21 protein-coding genes are annotated in these 22,843 nt (G+C 67.1%); 6 read left to right on the top strand and 15 right to left on the bottom strand.

The window, feature by feature from the left end; all coding sequences use genetic code 11:
- Nucleotides 1-60 precede the first annotated feature (60 nt).
- Together ybaK and ACZK0Z_RS03730 are read left to right on the top strand one after the other, a co-directional pair.
- The gene (gene ybaK, locus ACZK0Z_RS03735; protein WP_049428887.1) at nt 61-534 is read left to right on the top strand and encodes a Cys-tRNA(Pro) deacylase; all 474 of its coding nucleotides are present in this window, start codon (nt 61-63) and stop codon (nt 532-534) included.
- Nucleotides 534-1,025, top strand: coding sequence for a hypothetical protein (locus tag ACZK0Z_RS03730; protein WP_049428888.1), 492 nt, complete (start codon nt 534-536; stop codon nt 1,023-1,025). The genes ybaK and ACZK0Z_RS03730 overlap by 1 nt, the downstream gene beginning before the upstream one ends.
- A 58-nt stretch (nt 1,026-1,083) precedes the next feature.
- Here the strand turns inward: ACZK0Z_RS03730 and ACZK0Z_RS03725 are convergent, their stop codons facing one another.
- Nucleotides 1,084-1,641 carry a DUF3228 family protein gene (locus ACZK0Z_RS03725; RefSeq protein WP_100443767.1) on the bottom strand — a complete coding sequence of 186 codons (558 nt, stop codon included), beginning with the start codon at nt 1,639-1,641 and terminating at the stop codon, nt 1,084-1,086.
- Nucleotides 1,642-1,777: 136 nt separating this feature from the next.
- Here ACZK0Z_RS03725 and ACZK0Z_RS03720 point away from each other — a divergent pair, with 136 nt between their 5' ends.
- Nucleotides 1,778-3,295, top strand: coding sequence for an amidohydrolase family protein (locus ACZK0Z_RS03720; protein WP_197632430.1), 1,518 nt, complete (start codon nt 1,778-1,780; stop codon nt 3,293-3,295).
- 6 nt (nt 3,296-3,301) lie between these two features.
- Here the strand turns inward: ACZK0Z_RS03720 and ACZK0Z_RS03715 are convergent, their stop codons facing one another.
- Genes ACZK0Z_RS03715 through ACZK0Z_RS03705 form a run of 3 tightly spaced genes read right to left on the bottom strand, consistent with a single transcriptional unit; the run spans nt 3,302 to nt 6,033 of the window.
- Entirely contained in the window at nt 3,302-4,033 is a 732-nt protein-coding gene (locus ACZK0Z_RS03715; RefSeq protein WP_197632431.1) for a response regulator, read from the bottom strand.
- Nucleotides 4,030-5,076, bottom strand: a complete 1,047-nt coding sequence (locus ACZK0Z_RS03710) for a sensor histidine kinase (RefSeq protein WP_049428921.1) — start codon at nt 5,074-5,076, stop codon at nt 4,030-4,032. The genes ACZK0Z_RS03715 and ACZK0Z_RS03710 overlap by 4 nt, the downstream gene beginning before the upstream one ends.
- A 24-nt stretch (nt 5,077-5,100) precedes the next feature.
- Nucleotides 5,101-6,033, bottom strand: a complete 933-nt coding sequence (locus ACZK0Z_RS03705) for an alpha/beta fold hydrolase (protein WP_197632432.1) — start codon at nt 6,031-6,033, stop codon at nt 5,101-5,103.
- Between the two features lie 203 nt (nt 6,034-6,236).
- On the opposite strand from ACZK0Z_RS03705, the gene metF reads away from it, so the two are divergent.
- Both metF and ACZK0Z_RS03695 read left to right on the top strand, forming a co-directional pair.
- Nucleotides 6,237-7,064 (top strand): methylenetetrahydrofolate reductase [NAD(P)H], encoded by an 828-nt coding sequence (metF, locus tag ACZK0Z_RS03700; RefSeq protein WP_049428893.1) that lies wholly within the window; start codon nt 6,237-6,239, stop codon nt 7,062-7,064.
- A 40-nt stretch (nt 7,065-7,104) separates the two neighbouring features.
- Entirely contained in the window at nt 7,105-7,689 is a 585-nt protein-coding gene (locus ACZK0Z_RS03695; RefSeq protein WP_049428894.1) for a DUF4124 domain-containing protein, read from the top strand.
- Nucleotides 7,690-7,792: 103 nt separating this feature from the next.
- Here ACZK0Z_RS03695 and ACZK0Z_RS03690 read toward each other — a convergent pair whose 3' ends face one another.
- The 3 genes from ACZK0Z_RS03690 to ACZK0Z_RS03680 form a co-directional block, all read right to left on the bottom strand.
- Nucleotides 7,793-8,749, bottom strand: coding sequence for a Nudix family hydrolase (locus ACZK0Z_RS03690; RefSeq protein ID WP_049428895.1), 957 nt, complete (start codon nt 8,747-8,749; stop codon nt 7,793-7,795).
- A 101-nt stretch (nt 8,750-8,850) separates the two neighbouring features.
- Nucleotides 8,851-11,583, bottom strand: coding sequence for a preprotein translocase subunit SecA (gene secA, locus ACZK0Z_RS03685; RefSeq protein WP_049428896.1), 2,733 nt, complete (start codon nt 11,581-11,583; stop codon nt 8,851-8,853).
- Between the two features lie 250 nt (nt 11,584-11,833).
- A complete protein-coding gene (locus ACZK0Z_RS03680; protein WP_049428897.1) occupies nt 11,834-12,790 on the bottom strand; it encodes a M23 family metallopeptidase in 957 nt (318 codons plus the stop codon).
- 12 nt (nt 12,791-12,802) lie between these two features.
- Here ACZK0Z_RS03680 and ACZK0Z_RS03675 point away from each other — a divergent pair, with 12 nt between their 5' ends.
- Nucleotides 12,803-13,252: a DciA family protein gene (locus ACZK0Z_RS03675; protein WP_032956682.1), complete on the top strand. Its 450-nt coding sequence runs from the start codon at nt 12,803-12,805 to the stop codon at nt 13,250-13,252.
- Between the two features lie 282 nt (nt 13,253-13,534).
- Here the strand turns inward: ACZK0Z_RS03675 and lpxC are convergent, their stop codons facing one another.
- The 8 genes from lpxC to ftsW all read right to left on the bottom strand — a co-directional run bounded on the left by lpxC (nt 13,535) and on the right by ftsW (nt 22,843).
- Nucleotides 13,535-14,446, bottom strand: coding sequence for a UDP-3-O-acyl-N-acetylglucosamine deacetylase (gene lpxC, locus ACZK0Z_RS03670; protein WP_004143722.1), 912 nt, complete (start codon nt 14,444-14,446; stop codon nt 13,535-13,537).
- A gap of 193 nt (nt 14,447-14,639) precedes the next feature.
- The gene (ftsZ, locus tag ACZK0Z_RS03665; RefSeq protein WP_049428898.1) at nt 14,640-15,875 is read right to left on the bottom strand and encodes a cell division protein FtsZ; all 1,236 of its coding nucleotides are present in this window, start codon (nt 15,873-15,875) and stop codon (nt 14,640-14,642) included.
- A 161-nt stretch (nt 15,876-16,036) separates the two neighbouring features.
- Nucleotides 16,037-17,272, bottom strand: coding sequence for a cell division protein FtsA (ftsA, locus tag ACZK0Z_RS03660; RefSeq protein WP_005408083.1), 1,236 nt, complete (start codon nt 17,270-17,272; stop codon nt 16,037-16,039).
- Nucleotides 17,269-18,018 carry a cell division protein FtsQ/DivIB gene (locus tag ACZK0Z_RS03655; RefSeq protein WP_197632434.1) on the bottom strand — a complete coding sequence of 250 codons (750 nt, stop codon included), beginning with the start codon at nt 18,016-18,018 and terminating at the stop codon, nt 17,269-17,271. Before ACZK0Z_RS03655 ends, ftsA begins: the two co-directional genes overlap by 4 nt.
- The gene (locus tag ACZK0Z_RS03650; protein WP_049428900.1) at nt 18,015-18,977 is read right to left on the bottom strand and encodes a D-alanine--D-alanine ligase; all 963 of its coding nucleotides are present in this window, start codon (nt 18,975-18,977) and stop codon (nt 18,015-18,017) included. The genes ACZK0Z_RS03655 and ACZK0Z_RS03650 overlap by 4 nt, the downstream gene beginning before the upstream one ends.
- Nucleotides 18,974-20,401 carry a UDP-N-acetylmuramate--L-alanine ligase gene (gene murC, locus ACZK0Z_RS03645; RefSeq protein WP_478449439.1) on the bottom strand — a complete coding sequence of 476 codons (1,428 nt, stop codon included), beginning with the start codon at nt 20,399-20,401 and terminating at the stop codon, nt 18,974-18,976. The genes ACZK0Z_RS03650 and murC overlap by 4 nt, the downstream gene beginning before the upstream one ends.
- Before the next feature lie 40 nt (nt 20,402-20,441).
- On the bottom strand, nt 20,442-21,527 hold the full coding sequence (gene murG / locus ACZK0Z_RS03640; RefSeq protein WP_197632435.1) for an undecaprenyldiphospho-muramoylpentapeptide beta-N-acetylglucosaminyltransferase: 1,086 nt from the start codon (nt 21,525-21,527) through the stop codon (nt 20,442-20,444).
- Nucleotides 21,524-22,843, bottom strand: a complete 1,320-nt coding sequence (gene ftsW / locus ACZK0Z_RS03635; RefSeq protein ID WP_049428903.1) for a putative lipid II flippase FtsW — start codon at nt 22,841-22,843, stop codon at nt 21,524-21,526. Before ftsW ends, murG begins: the two co-directional genes overlap by 4 nt.

Raw genomic sequence — 22,843 nt, 5'->3', positions numbered from 1 at the left:
ACCCATCCACCCAGTAGCCTCGGTCAAGGCACCGCGTTCCGCACGCGCTACGATGCCCCCATGACCCCGGCCATCAACCTCCTCAAGCGCGAGAAGATCGCCCACACCGTGCGCAGCTATGTGCACGACGCCCACGCCGAATCGTATGGCGGCGAAGCCGTCGACAAGCTCGGCCTCGACCCGGCCCAGGTGTTCAAGACCCTGCTGGCCAGCACCGAGGCGCACGAACTGCTGGTGGCGATCGTGCCGGTAGCCGGTCAGCTGGACCTGAAGGCATTGGCCGAAGCGGCCGGCTGCAAGAAGTGCGAGATGGCCGCCGCCGATGCCGCACAGCGCGCGACCGGTTACCTGGTCGGTGGCATCAGCCCACTCGGGCAGAAGAAGCGCCTGCGCACGTTCCTGGATGCCAGTGCCGAAGCGCTGCCCGCACTGCATGTCAGCGCCGGACGCCGTGGGTTGGAAGTCGAACTGGCACCCACCGATCTGCTGCGGCTGACCGCCGGCCACTACGCGGCAATCGGAAAGGTGCGTTGATGCGCTGGCCGTGGTCCGCAACGCCGTCGCTCCGGCTTGAGGATGCCCAGGCTGACGTGTTGCTGCAGGACCTGCTGTCGCGCGACGGCAAGCGCATCACCGATGCCGCCCGTACGGTCGCACGGCTGTTCACCGCGTCCTCGCTGGATGCATTGGCCGCGCATACGGACCTGATCGAACAGCACTGCCAAGGCATCGCGCTCGGCGGCATGCTGATCAGCAACCAGGCCCACCTCAAGGCCGCGCTGCAACGATTGCGCTACTGGCAGGCACGCGAGGGCTGCCTGTGTGTGCTCAATCCCGGCTACCCGTTCTTCGATCCGCGTCGCCTGATCGAACAAGGGCAGGTGCAGCTGATCTCGTTGCAGGAGGCCGAGGATGGTTGGGGCGATTGCCATACCGTTGCCTGCACCCAGTGCGGCCAGCACTGGCAGGCCATCGACCGCGAGTATCACTACCCGTGGTGGGAGTGGAAGACCAGCGGCCGGTGAAGCAGCCACGCATGGCGTGGCTCTACTGACCCTCCGCGTGGATGTGCATCCCCCGCAATCACGGCCGCCAGTTGGCGTTGCTCTCCCAGAACGCGACCGAGCGCCGGTAGGCCTCGCGGTCCAGCGGCACGCCGGATCCGCCCTCCTCCACCCCCAGCGCATTGCGCATCATCGTGATCGGCGCCATCGGCACTTCTTCCGGTTCCGCGGTGTAGATGCAGCCGACAATACCCCAGTCGGCTTCGATCGGTGAACCTTCCTTCGCCAGCTGCTCGGCGCTGTACAGGATCACCACCAGATAGTTTGCACGCGGGGACTCCACGCCTTCGAACCAGCGCACCAGCACCGGCAGCTCGTCACGATTGCGCGCCTCGTAGCCACTGCGCAGCTGGTGGCGGTTGGCCTCAGTGATCGGCACCGTCAGGCAGCGCGTGCTGGTCCAGTTCTCGTAGACGAACAGCTTGCAGAAGGGTGCGTAGCCATCGAGCACCTTCAGCGGCGCATGCGCGTTGAGGTGGGCTTCGAACTGCTCGGCAGTGCAGTCCTGGATGGTGTTGCCGCGCGGCACGCGCGGGAACAGGCGGGGACGGGCGAAGTCGGTGAGGACGATGGACATGGCAGGGCGTGATCAGGGGTTCCACCGCACAGGGTAACCGCCACGGAGGCAGGCCGGGCCGGATGCCGATGGTCACTGGCGCCCGCGTCCAGCTTGCAGCACCCTGCGGACGACCCATTACAAGGATCGCCGGCTCATGGATGCAGCACGCGCGTTGCCCCGTTCCGCCCGCCGTCGGCGGTGGCCGATCGTACTGGCCATCCTCCTGCCGGCGCCGCCATTGCTGTTCGCCTCTGCCCTGCTCTGGCCACTGTCGGCACCGCCGCTACCCGAACCCGGCAACAGCCGCGTGATCGTCAACGTACGGGTGGTGGACGTGCACAACGGCATTGCCGGCGAGCCGACCAGCGTCACCCTGCGCAACGGCATCATCACCGCCATCGGCAATGATGCACACGACACGACGCTGCCTATCCTCGATGCCGGCGGCCGCTGGCTGGTGCCGGGCTTCTGGGACATGCATACCCATGCACTGCAGCTGTCACCGCAACTGCAGTTCCCGCTGATGCTGGCCAATGGCATTACCGGCACCCGCGACATGATGGACTGCCCGCAGGCTACCGACCCGCTGATCGCCTGCGTGGCCGACAAGCGCCGCTGGACCGGGCAGGCCATCGCAGGGCAACAGGCCGCACCACGCTTCGTACAGGTCGCCAGCTTCTATTTCGAGGACCCGTCGCTCTCGCCGGAGGCTGCCGCGTTGCGGGCACGCACGTACAGCGCGCGTGGTGTCCACGCGCTGAAGGTCTACAACCGGCTGCGTGCGGATACCTACCAGCGGCTGGCCACCGAAGCACGGCAGCTTCACCGTCCACTGGTTGGTCACCTGCCAAGGGCGGTGCCTCTGGAAGACGCGGTACAGGCAGGCCAGCGCAGCTTCGAACATGCCCATCTGTTCGTGCGGCATTGCTTCGACCATGCAGCCGCCTGGCGTGGTGGCACCCTCGACGGCGACGACCCGACCGCTCTGGCCGAACGGATGGTCAGTGGTCATCAGCCCGCGCTCTGCGACGAAGCGTTCGGCCTGATGCAGGCCAGCGGCGCAGCATTCGTGCCGACCCATGTCACCCGGGAGGAGGATGCGCGCGCACGCGATCCCGCCTTCATCAACGATCCACGCCTGGCCTACCTGGATCCACTGTCACGCTGGGCCTGGCGTGACGACCTGGAGGCAACCGCAAGTCGCTACCCCGGGTTGCGCGGCGAAGACGCGCTGAAGGCCTACTTCGCGCATGGCTTGGCGCTCACCGGCGCCGCGCATCGTGCCGGCGTCACCGTGCTGGTCGGCACCGATACCGGACTGGGCGGCTTCCGCTACCACGATGAACTGCAGTGGCTGCGGCATGCCGGCATGAGCCGGGCCGACGTACTGCGTGCCGCCACGCTGCAGGCCGCGCGCCATCTGCAGCTGCAGGCATCACATGGCAGCGTCGAGGTCGGCAAGGCCGCCGATCTGGTCCTCCTCGATGGCGACCCGCTGCAGGACAGCGCAAACACCCGTCGCATCCACGCGGTGCTGCTGGCCGGCCATCTCTACGACCGCCCGCGGCTGGATGCGTTGCTGGTGTATGCGCGTTCGCAGGCGCGTTCTCCAGCAATGATGGCACGCCTGCTGTGGGGCTTCCTCACCAGCCCGGTCAGCGCCGAGCTGTAGCGACCGCTACAACGCCATCCGCTCGCGCAGTTCCCGCGCCTGCCGCCGCGACACGTCCACTTCACTGCCGTCGTCCAGCGTCAGGTCGTAGCCATCGGCAATGCTTGGCGTCACGCCACGGATGCGGCGCAGGTTGACCAGGGTGTTGCGGTTGGCACGGAAGAACAGATCCTGCGGCAGGCGTGCTTCCAGCGCGCTCAGGCTGCGGGGCAGCAAGGCGTTCTGGTCACGGAACCACAGCCGCGTGTAGTTGCCATCCACCACCAGCCGGCGGATCTCAGAGACCGCGACGAACCAGCAGCGTTCGCCCTCGCGCACGAACACCTGGTCCTGCGCGCCCAGCGTGCCGCGCGACTCTGGCGCCTCGGCTGAAGCCACTTCGCGCTGACGTGCCCGCTCCAGCGCCTCGAGCAACCGCGGCGCCTCCACCGGCTTCACCAGGTAGTCCAGCGCGTTGGCCTGGAACGCGCGCACGGCATAGGTGTCGTAGGCGGTGACGAACACCACCGCCGGCACCGTTTCCAGACCGTCCAGCACATCGAAACCGCTGCCGGAGGGCATCTGCACGTCCAGCAGCACCAGGTCCGGCGCCAGCGTGGCGATCGCCTCGCGCGCGGCGGGCACATCGTCGGCTTCGCCCACGCACTGCACCCAGGGCAACGCCGACAACAGCGTGCGAAGCTCCTGCCGCGCCAACCGTGCATCATCGACGATCAACACGCGCAGTACGCGACTCATTGCGGAATCTCCAGCAGGGCCTGCATGCGGTCGCCGACCGGCTGCAGGGTGAAACGGCCACGCGAACCGAGCTGCGCACGCAGATAGGCCAGACCCACACCATGCCCGTGGGTGGGCTCGCTGGCGTTGCCCAGCGGGTTGTCCACCTGAAGGCGCAACACGTCGTCGTCCAACGTGGCCCGGATCTCTATCCCGCCACCGCCGGGACGACTGGCGATGCCGTGCTTGATCGCATTTTCCACCAGCAACTGCAGCGCCATCGCCGGCAACTGCGCCTGCAGGGCGTCGGCATCGATGTGCCGAGCTACCTGCAGGCGCTGCTCGAAGTGGATGCCCTCGATCGCCAGATAGTCATCCACCACCGCCAGTTCTTCGGCCAGCGTGACCTGCTCGCTGCGATTGTGCGCCAGCGCCTGGCGCAGCGTCCGCGACAACCGCGTGACCATGTCGCGCGCGCGTTCGGGATCCTCCAGGATCAGCGCGCGCAGATTGTTCAGCGCATTGAACATGAAGTGCGGATTGAGCCGCGCACGCAGCGCATCACGTTCCAGCGCACTGCGTTCGGCTTCGGCACGCAGGCGCGCCAGTTCGGCACCGCGAATGCGGCGAAGGCTGTGCAGGCTCGCCCAGAGTGCGGTCCACAGTGCCAGCATCACCGCCGTGGTGTACCAGTAGAGCAGCAGCGCCTTGGGGCTGAAGTCGGCCACCTGGCGCCCGATGCCTACCCATCCCCAAGCCAGCGCTGCGTGCAGCGCGATGTTCACCAACGCCTGCGCCAGCGCGGCCCCCACGGCCACTGACAGCGCCAGTCGCAGCAGCAACCCGACGGTACCGCGCGACCACCAGCCGGCGCGCAGGGCCAAGGCGCGGATGCCGCCGCTGCACCCGAACAGGGTCACCGCCAGGCCGACCGTGATCAGTACACCGGCACTTCCGGCGTCGGCGAGATAGGCATGCCGCAAGCCAAGGCCCGCAGCGCCGTAGAGCGCCCACACCAGTGCATTGAGCAGCCAGAAGCGTACCGACGAAGAGGAATCCCGCATGTCCATTCCGAGACGTGTTGAAACTCAGGGGTGGCGGTCGAGGAAGGCCTGCACCTGCTCCTGCAGCCAGCGCGGATCATCCCACATCAGGAAGTGGAACCCCTGCGCGCTCATCGCGACCTGCACGCCCTGCAGTTTCGCGTACTGGGCCTGGAATACGGCGCGGGTGCTTTCCTCGGTACCCCCCATCGGCTGGTAGCCGGCCCAGCTGCCCAGCACCAGCGTCGGCGCGCTGATCGAGGCGATGCTGTCACGCAGGTCGGTGGTCATCACCGCGTGCATGGCGTCGGCGGTGGTCTGGCGATCACTGCTCTCGCCCCAGCCGCCCAGCTCGGCCTGCCGCTGCGGATCGCGGGTCATGCCCGGCAGGCCCGCCTTCAACTGTGCCTGCCATTGCGCGGCGTCGGCGGCGAGCATGCCCTTGCGCAGCTGGTCGGCCATCGGCCGCACGCTGTTCGCGGTGGCGTTCGGGTCGCGCGCCGCCGGTAGGAACGGCAATGCATCAACCACCACCAGGGCGCTGACCGCCTTCGGCTGGGCGGCCTGCTGCGCCATCTGCAGGCCCAGCAGGCCGCCCAGGCTGTGCCCGACCACCACCACCGGGCCCAGCTGCCGGTCATGCAGGTAGGCCAGCAGCTGCCCACGCATCGCCGGCAGGAAGTCGGCCGGGCGCGGGTCGGCGGGCGTAGCGCCGGCAAAGCCCGGCAGCTGCGCCAGATGGCACTGCACGTCCTTCAGCGCCAGGCAGGTCTCGCGCCAGACCTCGGCGCTGCTGTTGAGACCGGGAATCATCAGCAGCGGACGGCCCTTGCCGACCACCTCGACCTGCACCTTGCCGGTGCCTGTGGCGGCCGCCGCATGGGCCGAACCGGAGCCAAGCACGGCCATCGCCATGCCGATCATCGCCAACCGGGCCAGCGCCTTCATTGCGTACCATAGTGCCAGGAAGATCTTCATCGTCTGCTCCTTCATCGGGTCGGTGTTGCCGGGATGGGAGCAGCGTGGGCCCGGCCGACACATACCGGTTGCGATTTCGGAGCAGCGGCCGGACGGCGGGGCGAACGGTCGCAGGCTGGGGATGGCGGGCCCTCACACGATCTTCAAACATCCATCTTGATGAAGAGATATACTGCTCCGCACCAACCGCCGCCGCCCGCGCCATGACCGCCATCAGCTTCGAGTTCTATCCGCCCAAGACCGACGAACAGCGCAGCCAGCTGGACCGTGCCGCGGCCAAGTTGAAGGACTACGATCCCCAATACGTGTCGTGTACCTTCGGCGCCGGTGGCTCAACCCTGAGCTATACCTCCGAGACCGTGCGCCACCTCAACCAGCATCACGGCTTCGATGCCGCGCCGCACCTGTCCTGTGTCGGCGGCACCCGCCAGGAAATCCGCGAGCTGCTCAAGCTGTACCGCGCCATCGGCTGCCGCCGCCTGGTCGCGCTGCGCGGTGACCTGCCCTCGGGCATGGGCTTCCCCGGCGACATGCGTTATGCCGCCGAGCTGATCGCCTTCATCCGCGCCGAGCACGGCGATGCGTTCCACATCGAAGTGGGCGCGTATCCGGAGACGCACCCGCAGGCGAGCGATGCGCTGGCCGACCTGAAGCACTTCAAAGCCAAGATCGATGCCGGTGCCGATGCGGCGATCACCCAGTACTTCTTCAACCCGGATGCCTACTTCCACTTCGTCGATGAAGTGCGCCGGCTCGGCGTGCAGGTGCCGATCACGCCGGGCATCATGCCGATCGCCAACTTCAGCCAGCTGCGCCGCTTCTCCGAACAGTGCGGCGCGGAAATTCCGCGCTGGATCAGCCGCAAGATGCAGGCCTACGGCGATGACGCCGAATCGGTGCGTGCATTCGGCACCGAAGTGGTGGCCCGGCTGTGCCAGCGCCTGATCGAAGGCGGCGCACCCGGCCTGCATTTCTACACCTTGAACTTGGCCAAGCCGACCACTTCAGTGCTGAAACTGCTGCGGGGCTGAAAGCACGCCATGCGGACCTGATCAGCGCTACCCTTTCTGGATGATCCGCCTTTCCCTCCTGCTGGTGCTGTTGCCGCTGTGCGCGATGGCCCCTGTTGCCCATGCGCAGTCCCCGCGCCTGAACCGCTGCACCGATGTGCAGGGCCAGAGCGTCTACACCGACCGCCCCTGTGACAGCGTGGGCGCACGGTCACGGCTGCCGCCGCCCGCCCCCACCGGCAACACCGCACCGCGCGACACATTGGGTGCGCGCTGCCCACGCCGGCTGAGCGAGCTCGTGGACGCATTGCGCAACGGCATCCTCAGCAACGATGTGAACCGGCTCTCTTCGCTGTACCTGTGGGGTGCGGTGTCCGACGCGGGGGCGCAGCGCATTCTCGGCCAACTGGAATCGCTGGCACGGCGGCCGCTGGTGGACGTGGTGCCGGTGTATCCGCGGCAGGACCAGATCGCAGTGCCGGAGGAGGGTCAGAGCCCTGCTGCGCAGGGGTCCGACCCTGAGCCGCCGGCCGCGCGGCATCCGGTCGGCCTGCGCCTGGAGCAGACGTTGCCGGGCAGCGTTGCGCGCGCCTCGACGGTGCTGGGATTGCGGCGGCAGTACGGGTGTTTCTGGATCACGTTGTGATCGGGAGGGGTCGGATCCCTTTCCAGTGGAAAGGGCTCTGACCCCGGATTGCCGCGATGGGGTCAGAGCCCTGCTGCGCAGGGATCCGACCCCGCGTGCCGGTTCACGCCGGCCACAACCCACGAATGGCGGCGATGCCCTGCGCGCCGTGGCGACGTGCTTCGGTGATGTGGCCGCTGCCCATGCCGCCCAGGGCGTAGATCGGCAGCGATACCTGCGCGCGCAGTTCGGCAAAGGCATCCCAACCCAGCGGCGAGGCATCGGGATGGCTGGCGGTGGCCTGCACCGGGCCAAGCACCGCGAAGTCGCAGCCCAGCTGCTGTGCGGCCTGCAGCTGCTGCAGGTCGTGGCAGGATGCGGCCACCAGCTGGCCACCGGGGAGTGGACGCTGCGACAGTTCCAGCAGCTGTTCGCTGCCCAGGTGTACGCCCACGCCCAACGCACGCGCCAGTTCGATATCGCGGTTGAGCAGCCACTGCACGCCGCTGCGGCGATGCACACGCACAGCCTGCTCGACCATCGCCTGCCGCTGCGGATGCGCCGGCGGCAGGCGCAGCTGGATGCGCTGCTGGCCACCCGCTACCGCACGCTGCAGCTGCTCATGCCAGTGCTGCACGCCGCCATCATTGTCGGCAGGCGCCGGGGTGATCAGGTAGCGGTCGGGCTGGCGCAGGGCGGCCACCACCGGCAGATCAGCCGGCGGCATCGAATAGCGGCCCAGCTTGTCCGGTGCCACCCAGGTGATCGCCTGGCCCTCGCGCCCGCGTGGCGTGCCCTTCCAGCTGCGCACATGGCGCACTTCCAGGGTCAGGTGCTTGTCCGGGTAGCGCTGCGGCACGTCCATCAGCCACTCGCCGACATCGGCCTCGATGCCCAGTTCTTCGCGCAGCTCGCGCACCAGCGCCTGTTCGGAGGTCTCCCCGGATTCGCGCTTGCCGCCCGGGAACTCCCACAGGCCGGCCATGTCGCGGTTCTCGGTTCGGCGGTTGAGCAGCACGCGGCCACGCGCGTCGGTGATGACGGCGGCCACGACATGGATCGATCGGGTGGGGGAAGGCATGGGGGAAGCATGCCCAGAACAGGGCGGCCCGCGCAATCTCGGATCTGGCCAGGATCATGCGCCGCAAAAGAAAAGCCCCGCTTTCGCGGGGCTCTTCGGGATCAGCTCAGCTGGCCGTGGCAGTGCTTGTACTTCTTGCCACTGCCGCACGGGCACGGATCATTGCGGCCGATCTTCGGCTCGTCGCGCTGCAGCTGCGCCACGCCCTGCTGGGCGGCCTGTACCTGCGCGGCTTCCTCGTCGGCGCTGTAGCCACCCATGTCCTGGTGCTGGAACTGCGACTGGCGCAGGCGGGCTTCCACCTGCTGGCGCTCGGCCGCTTCCAGCGCCTGCACTTCCTCGTCGCTGCGGATGCGCACGCGCGACAGCAGGGTCACCACTTCGCGCTTGACGTTTTCCAGCATGTCCGAGAACAGCTCGAAGGCTTCCTTCTTGTATTCCTGCTTCGGCTGCTTCTGCGCATAACCACGCAGGTAGATACCCTGGCGCAGGTAATCCATGCGGGCCAGGTGCTCCTTCCAGCTCTGGTCCAGCACGGTCAGCATCACGTGCTTCTCCAGCGCACGCATGGTCTCTTCGCCCACGCCGGCTTCCTTCTCGGCGAAGTGCTGGTTCACGCGTTCCTGCACCTTGGCGGCAATCGCCTCGGCGTCCAGTTCCTCGTGTTCCTTGACCAGGCCGGTCAGCGACATCTGCAGGCCGAAGTCCGACTCCAGGGTCGCTTCCAGGCCGCGCAGGTCCCACTGCTCGTCGATCGAGTTCGGCGGCACGAAGCGGGCGACCACATCGAAGATCACGTCATCGCGGATGCCATCGACGTTGGCCTTCACCGACTCGGCATCCAGCAGCTCGTCGCGCTGGGCGTAGATCACCTTGCGCTGGTCATTGTTGACGTCGTCGAAGTCCAGCAGGTTCTTGCGGATGTCGAAGTTGTGGGCCTCGACCTTGCGCTGCGCCTTTTCGATCTGGCGGCTGACCAGGCGGTCCTCGATGACGTCGTCTTCCTTCATGCCCATCATGCGCATGGCCTTCTGCACCCAGTCGGAGGCGAAGATGCGCATCAGGTTGTCTTCCAGCGACAGGTAGAAGCGCGACGAACCCGGGTCACCCTGGCGGCCCGAACGGCCACGCAGCTGGTTGTCGATACGGCGCGACTCGTGGCGCTCGGTACCGACGATGTGCAGGCCGCCAGCAGCCTTCACCGCATCGTGGCGCTTCTGCCATTCGGCCTTGACCGCGGCCTTCTGCTCGTCGGTCGCGTCCTCGCCCAGGGCGTGGATCTCGGCTTCCAGCGAACCACCCAGCACGATGTCGGTACCACGACCGGCCATGTTGGTGGCGATGGTCACGGCGGCCGGACGACCGGCATTGGCGACAATGGTCGCTTCGCGGTCGTGCTGCTTGGCGTTGAGCACCTCGTGCTTCACGCCGGCCTTGCTCAGGTGCTCGGACAGCATTTCCGAGGTTTCGATCGAGGTGGTACCCACCAGCACCGGCTGGCCGCGCTTGGCGCACTCTTCGATGTCGGCCAGCACCGCGTTGAACTTGCCCTTGCGGTTGAGGAAGACCTGGTCCGGGCTGTCCTTGCGGATGGTCGGGCGGTTGGTCGGGATCACCACCACTTCCAGGCCGTAGATGCTCTGGAATTCGAACGCTTCGGTATCGGCCGTACCGGTCATGCCGGACAGCTTCTTGTACATGCGGAACAGGTTCTGGAAGGTGATGCTGGCCAGCGTCTGGTTCTCGCGCTGGACCGGCACGCCTTCCTTCGCTTCCACCGCCTGGTGCAGGCCGTCGGACCAGCGGCGGCCGGCCAGGGTACGGCCGGTGAATTCGTCGACGATGACCACTTCGCCGTCGCGCACGATGTAGTCCACGTCACGCTGGTAGATGGCGTGCGCGCGCAGCGCGGCATTGAGGTGGTGCACGACGGTCAGGTTCTGCGCCGCGTACAGGCCTTCGGTCTCGCCATCGAGGATGCCGGCTTCGACCAGCAGCTGCTCGGCGTGCTCCATGCCTGCTTCGGACAGGTGCACCTGCTTGCCCTTCTCGTCGACCCAGAAGTCGCCTTCGCCGTCTTCCGCTTCCTGCTTGACCAGGTTCGGCACGACGCGGTTCACACGGATGTACAGCTCCGGGGAGTCATCGGCCGGGCCGGAGATGATCAGCGGAGTACGCGCTTCGTCGATCAGGATGGAGTCGACTTCGTCGACGATGGCGTAGTGCAGGCCGCGCTGGTAGCGGTCGGCCTTGGACAGCGCCATGTTGTCGCGCAGGTAGTCGAAACCGAATTCGTTGTTGGTGCCGTAGGTGATGTCGGCGGCATAGGCTTCGCGCTTGTCGCTGTGCGGCATGCCCGGGTACACCACGCCCACGCTCAGGCCCAGCCAGTTGTACAGCTTGCCCATCTGCGCGGCGTCGCGGCGGGCCAGGTAGTCGTTCACGGTGACCACATGCACGCCCTTGCCTTCCAGCGCGTTGAGGTACACCGGCAGGGTCGCCACCAGGGTCTTGCCTTCACCGGTGCGCATTTCTGCGATCTTGCCCAGGTGAAGCACCATGCCGCCGATCAGCTGCACGTCGTAGTGGCGCATGCCCAGCACGCGGCGGCCGGCTTCGCGGCAGACCGCGAAGGCTTCCGGCAGCACCTTGTCCAGGGCTTCACCGTCGGCGATGCGCTGCTTGAACTCCGGCGTCTTGGCCTGAAGCTGCTCGTCGGAAAGCTTCTCGATCTCCGGCTCCAGCGCATTGATCTTGGCGACGATGCGGTTGAGCTGGCGCAGCTGTCGTTCGTTACGACTGCCAAATACGCGGGTAAGCAGGCTGTTGATCATTGAAGGAACCGGGTTGGATGGACACGACGCCCGGCCTCCCCCTTGGGATCCGTCCGCCGCAAACGAAACAGGGCGCCTGGCGCCCTGTCGATGGCAACACCCATTGTAGCTTGGGACGGGCGGCTGAGGTTTCAACCCTTTGGCGATGGGGTCAGAGCCCTTCCGCGCTGCGGAAGGGATCCGACCCCGTGCGGGATCGGGGTCGGATCCCATTCGCCATGGCCAATGGGCTCTGACCCCAGGCCTGGGATCAACCGCGGCTGATGCGCCCGACCGGCGTGTTGCCGCCGTCGCCGAGGAACTTGCGCGGGTTGACCACGTTGCCGTTCTCCCACACCTCGAAGTGCACGTGGGCGCCGGTCGAACGGCCGGTGGAACCGGCCTTGGCCACTTCCTGGCCCGCACGGACCAGGTCACCGGCCTTCACCACCAGGCGCGAATTGTGCGCGTAGCGGGTGACGTAGCCATTACCGTGGTCGACGTCGACCACGTTGCCGTAGCCGCCCTTCACACCGGCGAAGCTGACCACGCCCTCGGCCACGGCCATCACCGGGTCACCGACCCTGGCGTGGAAGTCCATGCCCTTGTGGGTGGCGGCACCGCGGCCGAACGGGTCGGCGCGGGTGCCGAAGCCGGAGGTCACGTAGCTGTTGCGGATCGGCATGCGCGAGGGCACGGCGTTCTGCTGCAGCTGGTGGTCGAACATCAGCGATTCCATCACCGACAGCTGGCGGCCTGAAGCAGCGAAGCGCTGCTCCAGCACCTGTAAGTCGGCGTTGACGTCCTTGACCGGGATGTCGCTGGTCGGGCCGCCGGCATCGCCATCACCGAGGCCAGGGGTCTCGTTGAAGTCGAATTCGCCGTCTTCCAGCTTGCCCATCTGGGTCAGCCGTTCGCCCAGGGCGTTCAGGCGGGTGGCCTGCGCCTGCAGCTCGCCGAGGCGGGCCGCCAGTGCGTTGACCTGGGTCTGCGCATCGCGCTTGACCTTGGCCAGTTCCGCATCCTGGCGCTCGACCTTGGCCTGCAGCCGGGAATCATTCAGCGCGCTGGCGCCAATGCCGCCAGCAAGGCCGATAATGCAGCCTACCCCGAGCACGCTGCCCAGCAGGGCACGGGGGCGGTCCTCGAAATAGAACCGCAAACGCGCGATCGGCGACGACTTGGCCTGTCCTTCACGCGTTTTGATTACGATCTTTTTGAATGCCATCAGTGAGTTTTCATGTCTGAGCCGAAATCCAGCGTTCGCCCCGCGTCAGTGCCGAAACCGGCGCTGGATGCGGTGATGGCGGACAAAAGCGGGAACCCGCTGCGGCGTGCCTTGTGGCTCGACGCGCTGGACCGTCAGTTGCGCCCCCAGTTGCCGCCACCTCTGCGCAGCCGTTGCCGGCTGGCCAATGTGGACGGGGAACACCTCGTTTTTCTCGTCGAATCCCCGGTCTGGCATGCCAAGTTGCGGCTTGCCGAGGCCCAGTTGCTCGACGCGGCCCGTTCCATCGGGCTGAAGGCCACCAGGGTGACCATCAAGACTGCGTCCACCACTCCCTCACGCTCCCCAGCGATCGACAACCGGAATGGCCCCCACGCAGTTTCAGCCGCCACGCACAAAGGGCTACGCGACGCCTTGGCTTGCCTGCAGGACGTTCCTTCGAAGCCGAAGAAGCGGTCCTGACGACAACGGAGCATCCGGCTCCGCTCCCCGTCGCGCGTGTCACCACGGCGTGAAACATTTCGGGGGCCGGGTCGCATCCTAGCTGCCATCCGGGGGCCTGTCGTTAGATTGTTGTTAAAACCGCGTTAAATTCAGGCTTCCGATCCAACAGGTTCACAAAACCGTGACCTCGAACCGGCCTTGATGGCCGTCAAGCATGCTGAATGCGATGTGGGTTGCGGAAACGACAACGCCGCCCTTCCGGGCGGCGCTTTTGTCTTTAAATTCAACAGCCTGCAGGAATCAGGCGTAGGCCGGCGTGGCGTACTCGACCGGATCCGGCGTGGCCGGCGAGTCGAAGCTGACCCATTCCCAGGCGGTGGCGTCGGCCATCAGTGCCCGCACCAGCTTGTTGTTGAGCGCATGGCCGGACTTGAAGCCCTCGTAGGCGCCCAGCACCTGGCCACCGGCCAGATAGAGGTCGCCGATCGCGTCGAGGATCTTGTGGCGCACGAATTCGTCGGCGTAGCGCAGGCCGTCTTCGTTGAGCACGCGGAACTCGTCCAGCACGATGGCGTTGTCCATCGAACCGCCCAGGCCCAGGTTGCGCTCACGCATGTATTCCAGGTCGCGCATGAAGCCGAAGGTGCGCGCGCGGGAGATTTCCTTGGTATAGGCCAGCGTCGAGAACTCGATTTCCTGGCGCGACTGCTTGGCCGGGATCATCGGGTGGTCGAACTGGATGGTGAAGCCCAGCTTGTAGCCCTCATAGGGGGTGAAGCGGGCCACCTTGTCACCCTCGGTCACTTCCACGGTCTTCAGCACGCGGATGAAGCGCTTGGGCGCATCCTGTTCCACGATGCCCGCCGACTGCAGCAGGAACACGAACGGGCCGGCCGAACCGTCCATGATCGGCAGCTCGGCCGAAGACAGTTCGACGATGATGTTGTCCACACCCAGGCCGGCCAGTGCCGACATCAGGTGTTCGACGGTCTGGATCTTGGCGTCGTTGCAGGTCAGGCCGGTGCACAGGGTCACTTCGGTGACCAGCTCGGCCTTGGCGGGCACTTCCACGACCGGGTCCAGGTCCACGCGGCGGAACACGATGCCATGGTTGACCGGTGCCGGGCGCAGGGTCATGTAGACCTTGTCACCGCTGTGCAGGCCAACGCCAGTGGCGCGGATCGTGTTCTTGAGGGTGCGTTGCTGGATCATGGGGGATGGACCGGAAGTGACGCATTAGATTAACACGCACGGTCCCCTACCCCGGCTGAAAGGCAGGCAGGACACACCGGCGCGCCAATGGGACGCACATGAAGCGGGGCGGCCGGGCCCATCCTGGCCCGGCGCCCGCGTTTTCAGGACATGGTGGCGCAACCCGGGGAGGACAACCCCGGGCCCGGGCCGCTTAGTCCGCCTGGCGTCGCAGGAACGCCGGGATGTCCAGGTAATCGTTGGGCAGTTCAGCGGCCGCCGGAGCCGAAGCGGCCGGAGCCGACGGCGCAGAAGCGGAAGCGGTGTCGCTGCTGGCACGACGCAGGCCCAGGCCCATGCCGCCCACGGCCTTGGACACGGCGTCGCCGCCGTTGTCGAAGTCGCCGAATTCCGGCTGGCCGGTGGTGGCGTTGCGCACCAGCTTGATCGGCGCACGTTCGCCCGGACGCTGGGTCTTGCTGGCCGACACGCGGTTCAGGCCGGTGGCAACCACGGTCACGCGCACTTCGTCCTGCATGTCCGGGTCGAGCACGGTGCCGACCACGACGGTGGCGTCTTCCGAAGCAAAGCCGTCGATGGTGCGGCCGATCTCGTCGAACTCGGCCATGGTGAAGTCGGCGCCAGCGGTGATGTTGACCAGGATGCCGTTGGCACCGGCCAGGTTCACATCGTCCAGCAGCGGGTTCTGGATGGCCGATTCGGCCGCGGCCTGGGCGCGGTCATCGCCACGGGCGGTGCCGGTACCCATCATCGCCAGGCCCATTTCGGACATGACGGTGCGCACGTCGGCGAAGTCGACGTTGATCAGGCCCGGACGCACGATCAGGTCGGCGATGCCCTGCACGGCGCCCTGCAGCACGTCGTTGGCGGCACGGAAGGCCTGGATCATGGTCGCGTTGCGGCCCAGCACGGTGATCAGCTTCTCGTTCGGGATGGTGATCAGCGAGTCGCAGTGCTGGCTCAGTTCCTCGATGCCCTTCAGCGCCACCTGCATGCGGCGACGGCCTTCGAACGGGAACGGCTTGGTGACCACGGCCACGGTCAGGATGCCCATTTCCTTGGCCAGCTGCGCCACCACCGGTGCAGCACCGGTGCCGGTGCCGCCGCCCATGCCGGCGGTGATGAACACCATGTCCGCACCCTGCAGGGCGTCCATGATGCGCTCACGGTCTTCCAGCGCGGCCTGGCGGCCGACTTCCGGGTTCGCGCCTGCGCCCAGGCCCTTGGTCACGTTGGTACCCAGCTGCAGCTGCAGCTTGGCACCGCAATTCTTGATGGCCTGCGAGTCGGTGTTGGCGGTGATGAATTCCACGCCATCCACTGCCGAGTTGACCATGTGCGCCACGGCATTGCCGCCGCCGCCGCCCACGCCAACCACCTTGATCACCGCATTGGGTGCCATCTTTTCGATCAGTTCAAAATGCGCCATGTCCGTGTCCTCGTTGTATCCGCTTGTCGGTGGCATGGACGGTCGGGCCTCCTGCCTTCGCGTGTCATGTTGCCGATGCGGCTGTGTGGGTTGTGTGTTGCGTTGTTACCGTCTATTGCAGGTACTGCGGCCGGGCATGCCCGGGTGTTGCAGGTTCGGCGTCAGAACTCGCCGCGGAACCAGGTCTTGAGTTTCTTGAACATGCTTCCGGCGCGCCCGGTCGGCAGCGACGGCCGCCGCGGGTGCTCGATCTGGCTGCCCATCAACAGCAGGCCCACGCCGGTGGCATGCACCGGGTTGCCCACCACTTCGCCCAGCCCGGTGACGTGCTGCGGGATGCCCACGCGCACCGGCATCTGCAGCATTTCCTCGGCCAGCTCGACCACGCCTTCCATCTTCGAAGCGCCACCGGTCAGCACCATGCCGGCACGCACCAGTTCCTCGAAGCCGGAGCGGCGCAGTTCGGCCTGCACCATCTCGAAGATTTCCTCGTAACGGCCCTGCACCGCCTGCGCCAGCGAATGGCGCGGCATGCGGCGCGGCGGGCGGTCGCCCACCGACGGCACCTGGATGCTTTCCTCGGCGGTAGCCAGCTGGGCCAGGGCGCAGGCGTAGCGCACCTTGATCTGCTCGGCTTCCGGGGTCGGCGTGCGCAGCATGTGCGCGATGTCGTTGGTCACGTGGTCGCCAGCGATCGGCAGCGAGGCGGTGTGGCAGATCGCGCCCTGCACGAACACGGCGATATCGGTGGTGCCGGCGCCCATGTCGACCAGCACCACGCCCAGCTCGCGCTCGTCGGCGGTCAGCACCGCCACGCTTGAGGCCAGCGAGGACAGCACCAGGTCGTCCACCTGCAGGCCGCAGCGCTGCACGCACTTGCTGATGTTCGCCGCGGCCGACTGTGCGCACACCACCAGGTGCGCATGCACCTCCAGGCGCACGCCGGTCATGCCGACCGGGTTGCGGATGCCTTCCTGCGAGTCGTCCAGCACGTACTCGCGCGGGATCGCATGCAGGATCTTCTGGTCGGCCGGGATCGCCACCGCCTTGGCCGCATCGAGCACGCGATCCAGGTCGCCCCAGGTCACTTCCCCGTCGCGGATCGGCACGATGCCCGGCGAGTTCTTGCACTGCACGTGGTTGCCGGAGATCGAGGCGTACACCGAGCGGATCTCGCAGCCGGCCATCAGCTCGGCTTCTTCCACCGCGCGCTGGATCGACTGCACGGTCGATTCGATGTCCACCACCACGCCGCGCTTCAAACCGCGCGACTCGTGCGAGCCGATGCCGATCACTTCGATCGGGTTGCCCGGCGAATACTCACCCACCAGCGCCACCACCTTGGAGGTGCCGATGTCCAGGCCAACGATCAGCGATTTGTCACCCTTGCGATTCATGTCCTTTCCTGCGTCCTGCTGGCCGGGGTCACCGGCGTTTTCGCCGGCGTGGCCGGGGTACCCCAGCTCAGCGTGAAACCATTGGTGTAACGGAGGTCGGCGCGCTCGATCGGCGCGTCCTGGCGGTTCAGCTGCGGCAGCACCTTGACGAAGCGCTGCATGCGCGAGCGCGCGTCGTCACGGCCCACCACCACTTCGGTGCCGTTGCTCAGCACCAGCGACCAGCTGCCGCGTGCATCCATCGTCACCCGGCGCACATCGACGCCGGCGGGTGCGAACAATGCACGCGAGTCGCTGTACAGCTTCATCACTTCTTCGGTCTGGCTGTCCGGACCGTCCAGTTCCGGCAGCGCCAGGTCGGCCAGCTTCTTCGGCGTGGGGAACAGCTTGCCCTGCTCGGAGACCAAGCGATCGCTGCCCCAGCGCGCGAATGGCTTGTGCTCGACCAGGGTCACTTCCAGCACATCCGGCCACTGCTTGCGTACCCGCGCGCTTTCCACCCACGGCAGCTTTTCCAGTGCGTCCTGGGCATCCTGCAGCTTGACCGCGAAGAACCCGGCGCGCGCATACGGCAGCAGTACCTGCTGCAGCTGCTCGGCCGGTACACGCTTGAACTCACCATGCACGCGCAGCTTCGCCAGCGGCCAGCGCTCGGCGCCGACCCAGCCATTGACCACGGCCACCACCGGCAGTGCAACCACCGACAGCGCCAACAGCCAGACGAAGATGCGCAGCACCGCGTTCATGCGTGCGAGGCCTCCAGGGTCTGTTCCAGCACGCGCCACACCAGCTCTTCGAAGCTGATGCCGGCCTGGCCGGCCGCCTTGGGTACCAGCGAATGGCTGGTCATGCCCGGCGCGGTGTTCACTTCCAGCAGGAAGAAGCGGCCGCTGCTGCGATCACGCATGACATCCACGCGGCCCCAGCCACGGCAACCGGCAGCGCGGAACGCGGCCAGCGCGATGCGCCGGATTTCTTCTTCGTCCTCACCGTCCAGGCCCGGGCACAGGTACTGGGTGTCCTCGGCGATGTACTTGGCGTTGTAGTCGTACCACTGGCCCTTGGGCACGATGCGGATCGACGGCAGCGCGACGTCGCCGAGGATGGCAACGGTCAGTTCGTCGCCGACCACCATCTGCTCCATCAGCAACTGGCCGTCGTAGCGCGCGGCCAGCGCCACGGCCTCATCCAGACCGGCATCATCGGTCACCCGGCTGATGCCTACGCTTGAACCTTCGTTGGCCGGCTTCACCACCACCGGCAGGCCCAGTTCGGCCGCCAGCCGATGCACGTTGGACGCGTCGACCTTCCGGTACTGCGGGGTCGGCAGGCCCAGCGACAGCCACACCTGCTTGGTGCGGATCTTGTCCATGCTCAGCGCCGAGCCCAGCACGTCCGAACCGGTGTACGGCACGCCGAAGGCGTCCATCAGGCCCTGCACGATGCCGTCCTCACCGCCACCGTTGTGGCCGTGCAGGATGTTGAACACGCGGTCGATGCCGCCAGCGGCCAGCGCCTTGGCCAGCGCCGGGATGCCGTCCACGGCGAACGCATCGATGCCGCGCGACTGCAGCGCTTCCAACACGTTGCGGCCGGAGTCCAACGACACTTCGCGCTCGCTGGAACTGCCGCCCAGCAGCACGGCGACGCGGCCGAACACGGCCGGGTCGGTCACGCGCAGCGGCGGGAAGGTCAGCGTGCTCACGCTTCACCCTCCGCCTTGAAACCTTCCACGGCGATATGGCTCGCGACGGCACCAATATCGCCCGCCCCCATCATCAGCAGCAGGTCACCGTCCTGCAGCACGTCCGGCAGCACGCTGGCCAGTTCGGCAGCCTTGCCCACCACCACCGGCTCGCTGCGGCCGCGCGCGCGGATGGCACGGGCCAGCGCGTGCGAATCGGCACCGGCAATCGGTTCCTCACCGGCCGGGTAGACCTCGCTCAGCACCAGTGCATCGACGCTGGACAGCACGGCGGCGAACTTGTCGAACTGGTCGCGGGTACGGCTGTAGCGGTGCGGCTGGAAGGCCACCACCAGGCGCTTGTCGGCCCAGCCTCCACGAGCGGCGGCGAACACCGCTTCCAGCTCGCTCGGGTGATGACCGTAGTCATCGATGATGCGGACCTTGGCACCGCTGGCGGTGGTTACTTCGCCCAGATCGTTGAAGCGACGGCCGACACCGGCAAATGCTTCCAGCGCGCGTGCGATGGCATCCGGGGCCACGCCCAGCTGCCAGCCCACTGCGGCGGCGGCCAGTGCGTTCAGCACGTTGTGCCTGCCCGGCAGCGCCAGCACCACTTCCTGGCTGGTGCCCTGCGGCAGGCGCAGGGTGAAGCGCATGCGCGAGCCTTCCTGCACCACGTTCTCCGCGCGCACATCCGCCTGCGGGCTCATGCCGTAGCTCATCACGTGGCGCGGGGTCTTGGCGGCCAGTGCGGCCACTTCCGGGTCGTCGATGCACAGCACCGCCAGGCCGTAGAACGGCAGGCGCTGCAGGAACTCGGCGAACGCGGCCTGCACGCGGGCGAAGTCGTTGCCGTAGTTCTCCAGATGATCCGCATCGATGTTGGTGATGATCGACATCAGCGGGTTCAGGCGCAGGAAGCTGCCATCGCTTTCGTCGGCCTCGGCCACCAGCCACTGCCCACCGCCCAGCTTGGCGTTGGCACCGGCGGCCAGCAACTGGCCACCGATCACGAAGGTCGGGTCCAGGCCCCCTTCGCTCAGCACCGCAGCGGTCAGGCTGGTGGTGGTGGTCTTGCCATGGGTACCGGCCACGGCGATGCCACGGCGGAAACGCATCAGCTCGGCCAGCATCGCTGCGCGCGGCATGATCGGAATGCGCTGGCTGCGCGCTTCCATCAGTTCCGGGTTGTCCGGGCGCTGGAGCCCCCCCCCCCTCCGTCCCCCCCCCTTTGCCCCCGCGTGGCCCCCCCTGATGCCCCCCCCCAGGCTGGCCAGGCGGCGGGTCGCCACGTTGTCGGCGTTGTCCGAGCCGGACACTTCATAGCCCAGCGTCAGCATCACTTCGGCGATACCGCTCATGCCGGTGCCGCCGATGCCGACGAAATGCACGCGCGGGAATGCGCGCACCAGGTCGTTGGTGTCGTGCAGGCGGCGGATCATGCGCGGCCTCGCGCAGGGCAGGCGCGGTGGCATGCCTTCTTCATACAGCTTCCTCAAGAATGATATCGGCGATGCGCTCGGCGGCATCGACCTTGGCCAGGGCACGCGCGGCTTGCGCCATCTGCATGCGGCGGGCGGGATTTTCGGACAGATCGCGCAGCAGTGCGGCAATGCCGTCGGCCAGCGTTCCGTCCTGCTTCAGCAATACCGCCGCACCGCGCTCGACCAGGTACTCCGCATTGCGGGTCTGGTGATCGTCGACGGCAGCGGGGAATGGCACCAGCACGCTGCCGACACCGACCGCGCACAGCTCGGCCAGCGTGGACGCGCCGGAGCGGCATACGACCAGGTCGGCCCAGGCGAAGGCCTCGGCCATGTCAGCGATGAACGGCGTGATTTCAGCCTGCACGCCGGCCTTGGCATACGCCTCGACCGCCTCGGCATGCATCTTCTCGCCGCTCTGATGGCGCACCTGCACCGGCACGCCGGCGCCCAGCGCGGCAATCGCCTGCGGCACGCCGGCATTGAGTGCACGTGCACCCTGGCTGCCACCCACCACCAGCACGCGCAGCGGGCCGTGGCGGTGGGCGAAGCGTTGTTCCGGCGGTGCGATGGCGGCGATTTCCGCACGCACCGGATTGCCGACGAACTCCTCGCGCGCGGCGAAGGTGCCCGGGAAACCGGTCAGCAGGCGGCGCGCATAGCGCGACAGGATGCGATTGGTCAGGCCCGCTGCGCGGTTCTGCTCATGCACTATCAGCGGCAGGCCATGCAGGCGCGTGGCCATGCCACCGGGGCCGGAGGCAAAGCCACCGAAGGCCACCACTGCACGCGGCTGGCGCTTGCGGATGATCATGCCAGCCGCGCGCAGCGCACGCATCAGCCGCCACGGCGCAGCCAGCAACGCCAGCTTGCCCTTGCCGCGCAGGCCGGTGATGACCAGCGTGTCGATCGCGATGTCGTGCTGCGGCACCAGGCGGGTTTCCATCGCACCTTCGGCGCCCATCCAGGTCACCGGCACGCCACGCTCGCGCAGCACGCGGGCCACGGCCAGGCCGGGGAAGATATGACCGCCGGTACCTCCGGCCAGGATCATCACCGGGCGGGCGCTGGAAGCGCTGCTCATGACAGCCTCCCGAAGGTCGGTTCGATGCGCGACTGCAGGCGGCTGGTGCCACGCGCAGCGTTCGGCGCAGCGGCAGCCACCGGCTCGGCGCTCATCGGGACGCTGGCGGCCACCGGCGCGGCCGGCTCGTCGCTCGGCTCGGCAGCAACGTCTTCGGCGCCACCGATGCGCACGGCCTGGCGGCGCTCGGCGCGCTTGAGTTCATAGGACACGCGCAGCAGCAGGCCCATCGCGACGCAGGTCATCAGCACCGACGAGCCGCCGGAGGAGATCAACGGCAGGGTGAGGCCCTTGGTCGGCAGGATGCCCAGGTTCACGCCGATCGAAACAAAGGTCTGCATGCTGATCCACAGGCCGATGCCGAAGGCGATGTAGCCGGAGAAGTGGCGCTTCATTTCCACGCAGCGCATGCCCAGCCAGAAGGTGCGGCCGACCAGCAGCGCGTACAGGGCCACGATCACGCAGGTGCCCAGGAAGCCGAATTCCTCGGCGGTGACCGAGAAGATGAAGTCGGTGTGCGCTTCGGGCAGGTAGTACAGCTTCTGCACCGAATTGCCCAGGCCGACGCCGGTCCACTCGCCACGGCCCACGGCCATCAGCGCGTTGGACAGCTGGTAGCCGTCGCCCTGCTGGTCGGCCCACGGGTCCAGGAAGGAGGTGATGCGGCGCATGCGGTACGGCTCGATGATCGCCAGCGCGCTCATGCCGACCAGGCCGATGATCACCGGCATCGACATGCGCGGCATGTTCACCCCGCCCAGCACCAGCATGCCGGCGGTGATCGCCAGCAGCAGGGTGGACGAACCGAAGTCGGGCTGCAGCAGCAGCAGTACCACCAGCGCACCGGCCACGCCCAACGGCTTGAGCATCGCCGGCCAGGTCGCGTTGACCTCGTCGCGGAAACGCACCAGGTAGCTGGACAGCCACACGATGTAGAGCACCTTCACCGCTTCGACCGTCTGGAACTTGGAGATGCCCAGGTTGATCCAGCGGCGCGCACCGTTGACGGTGCTGCCCAGGCCGGGCATGAACACTGCCAGCAGCAGCACGAAGCAGCCCAGCAGCAGCATCTGGTTGTACTGCTCGATGGACTTCAGCTCGGTGCGGGCGGCGATGACCGCCAGCACGATACCCACCGCCAGGAAGATCAGATGGCGGTTGAGGTAGTAGAACGGACTGCTCATCAGCGCGATCGAGCTGGACGCCACCATCACCACGCCCACGCCGGTGAGCGCGATGATCGCGCCCAGCAGCCACTTGTCGTAGCTGCCTTCGATGGCTTCAAGGCGTGTTGCCTGGCGGGACAGGTCGTTCAT

The sequence above is a fragment of the Stenotrophomonas sp. 116085_Sma genome, assembly GCF_056479585.1.
Note: the sequence above shows the minus strand (reverse complement) of the source record. Positions and strands in the feature narration are given on the sequence as shown.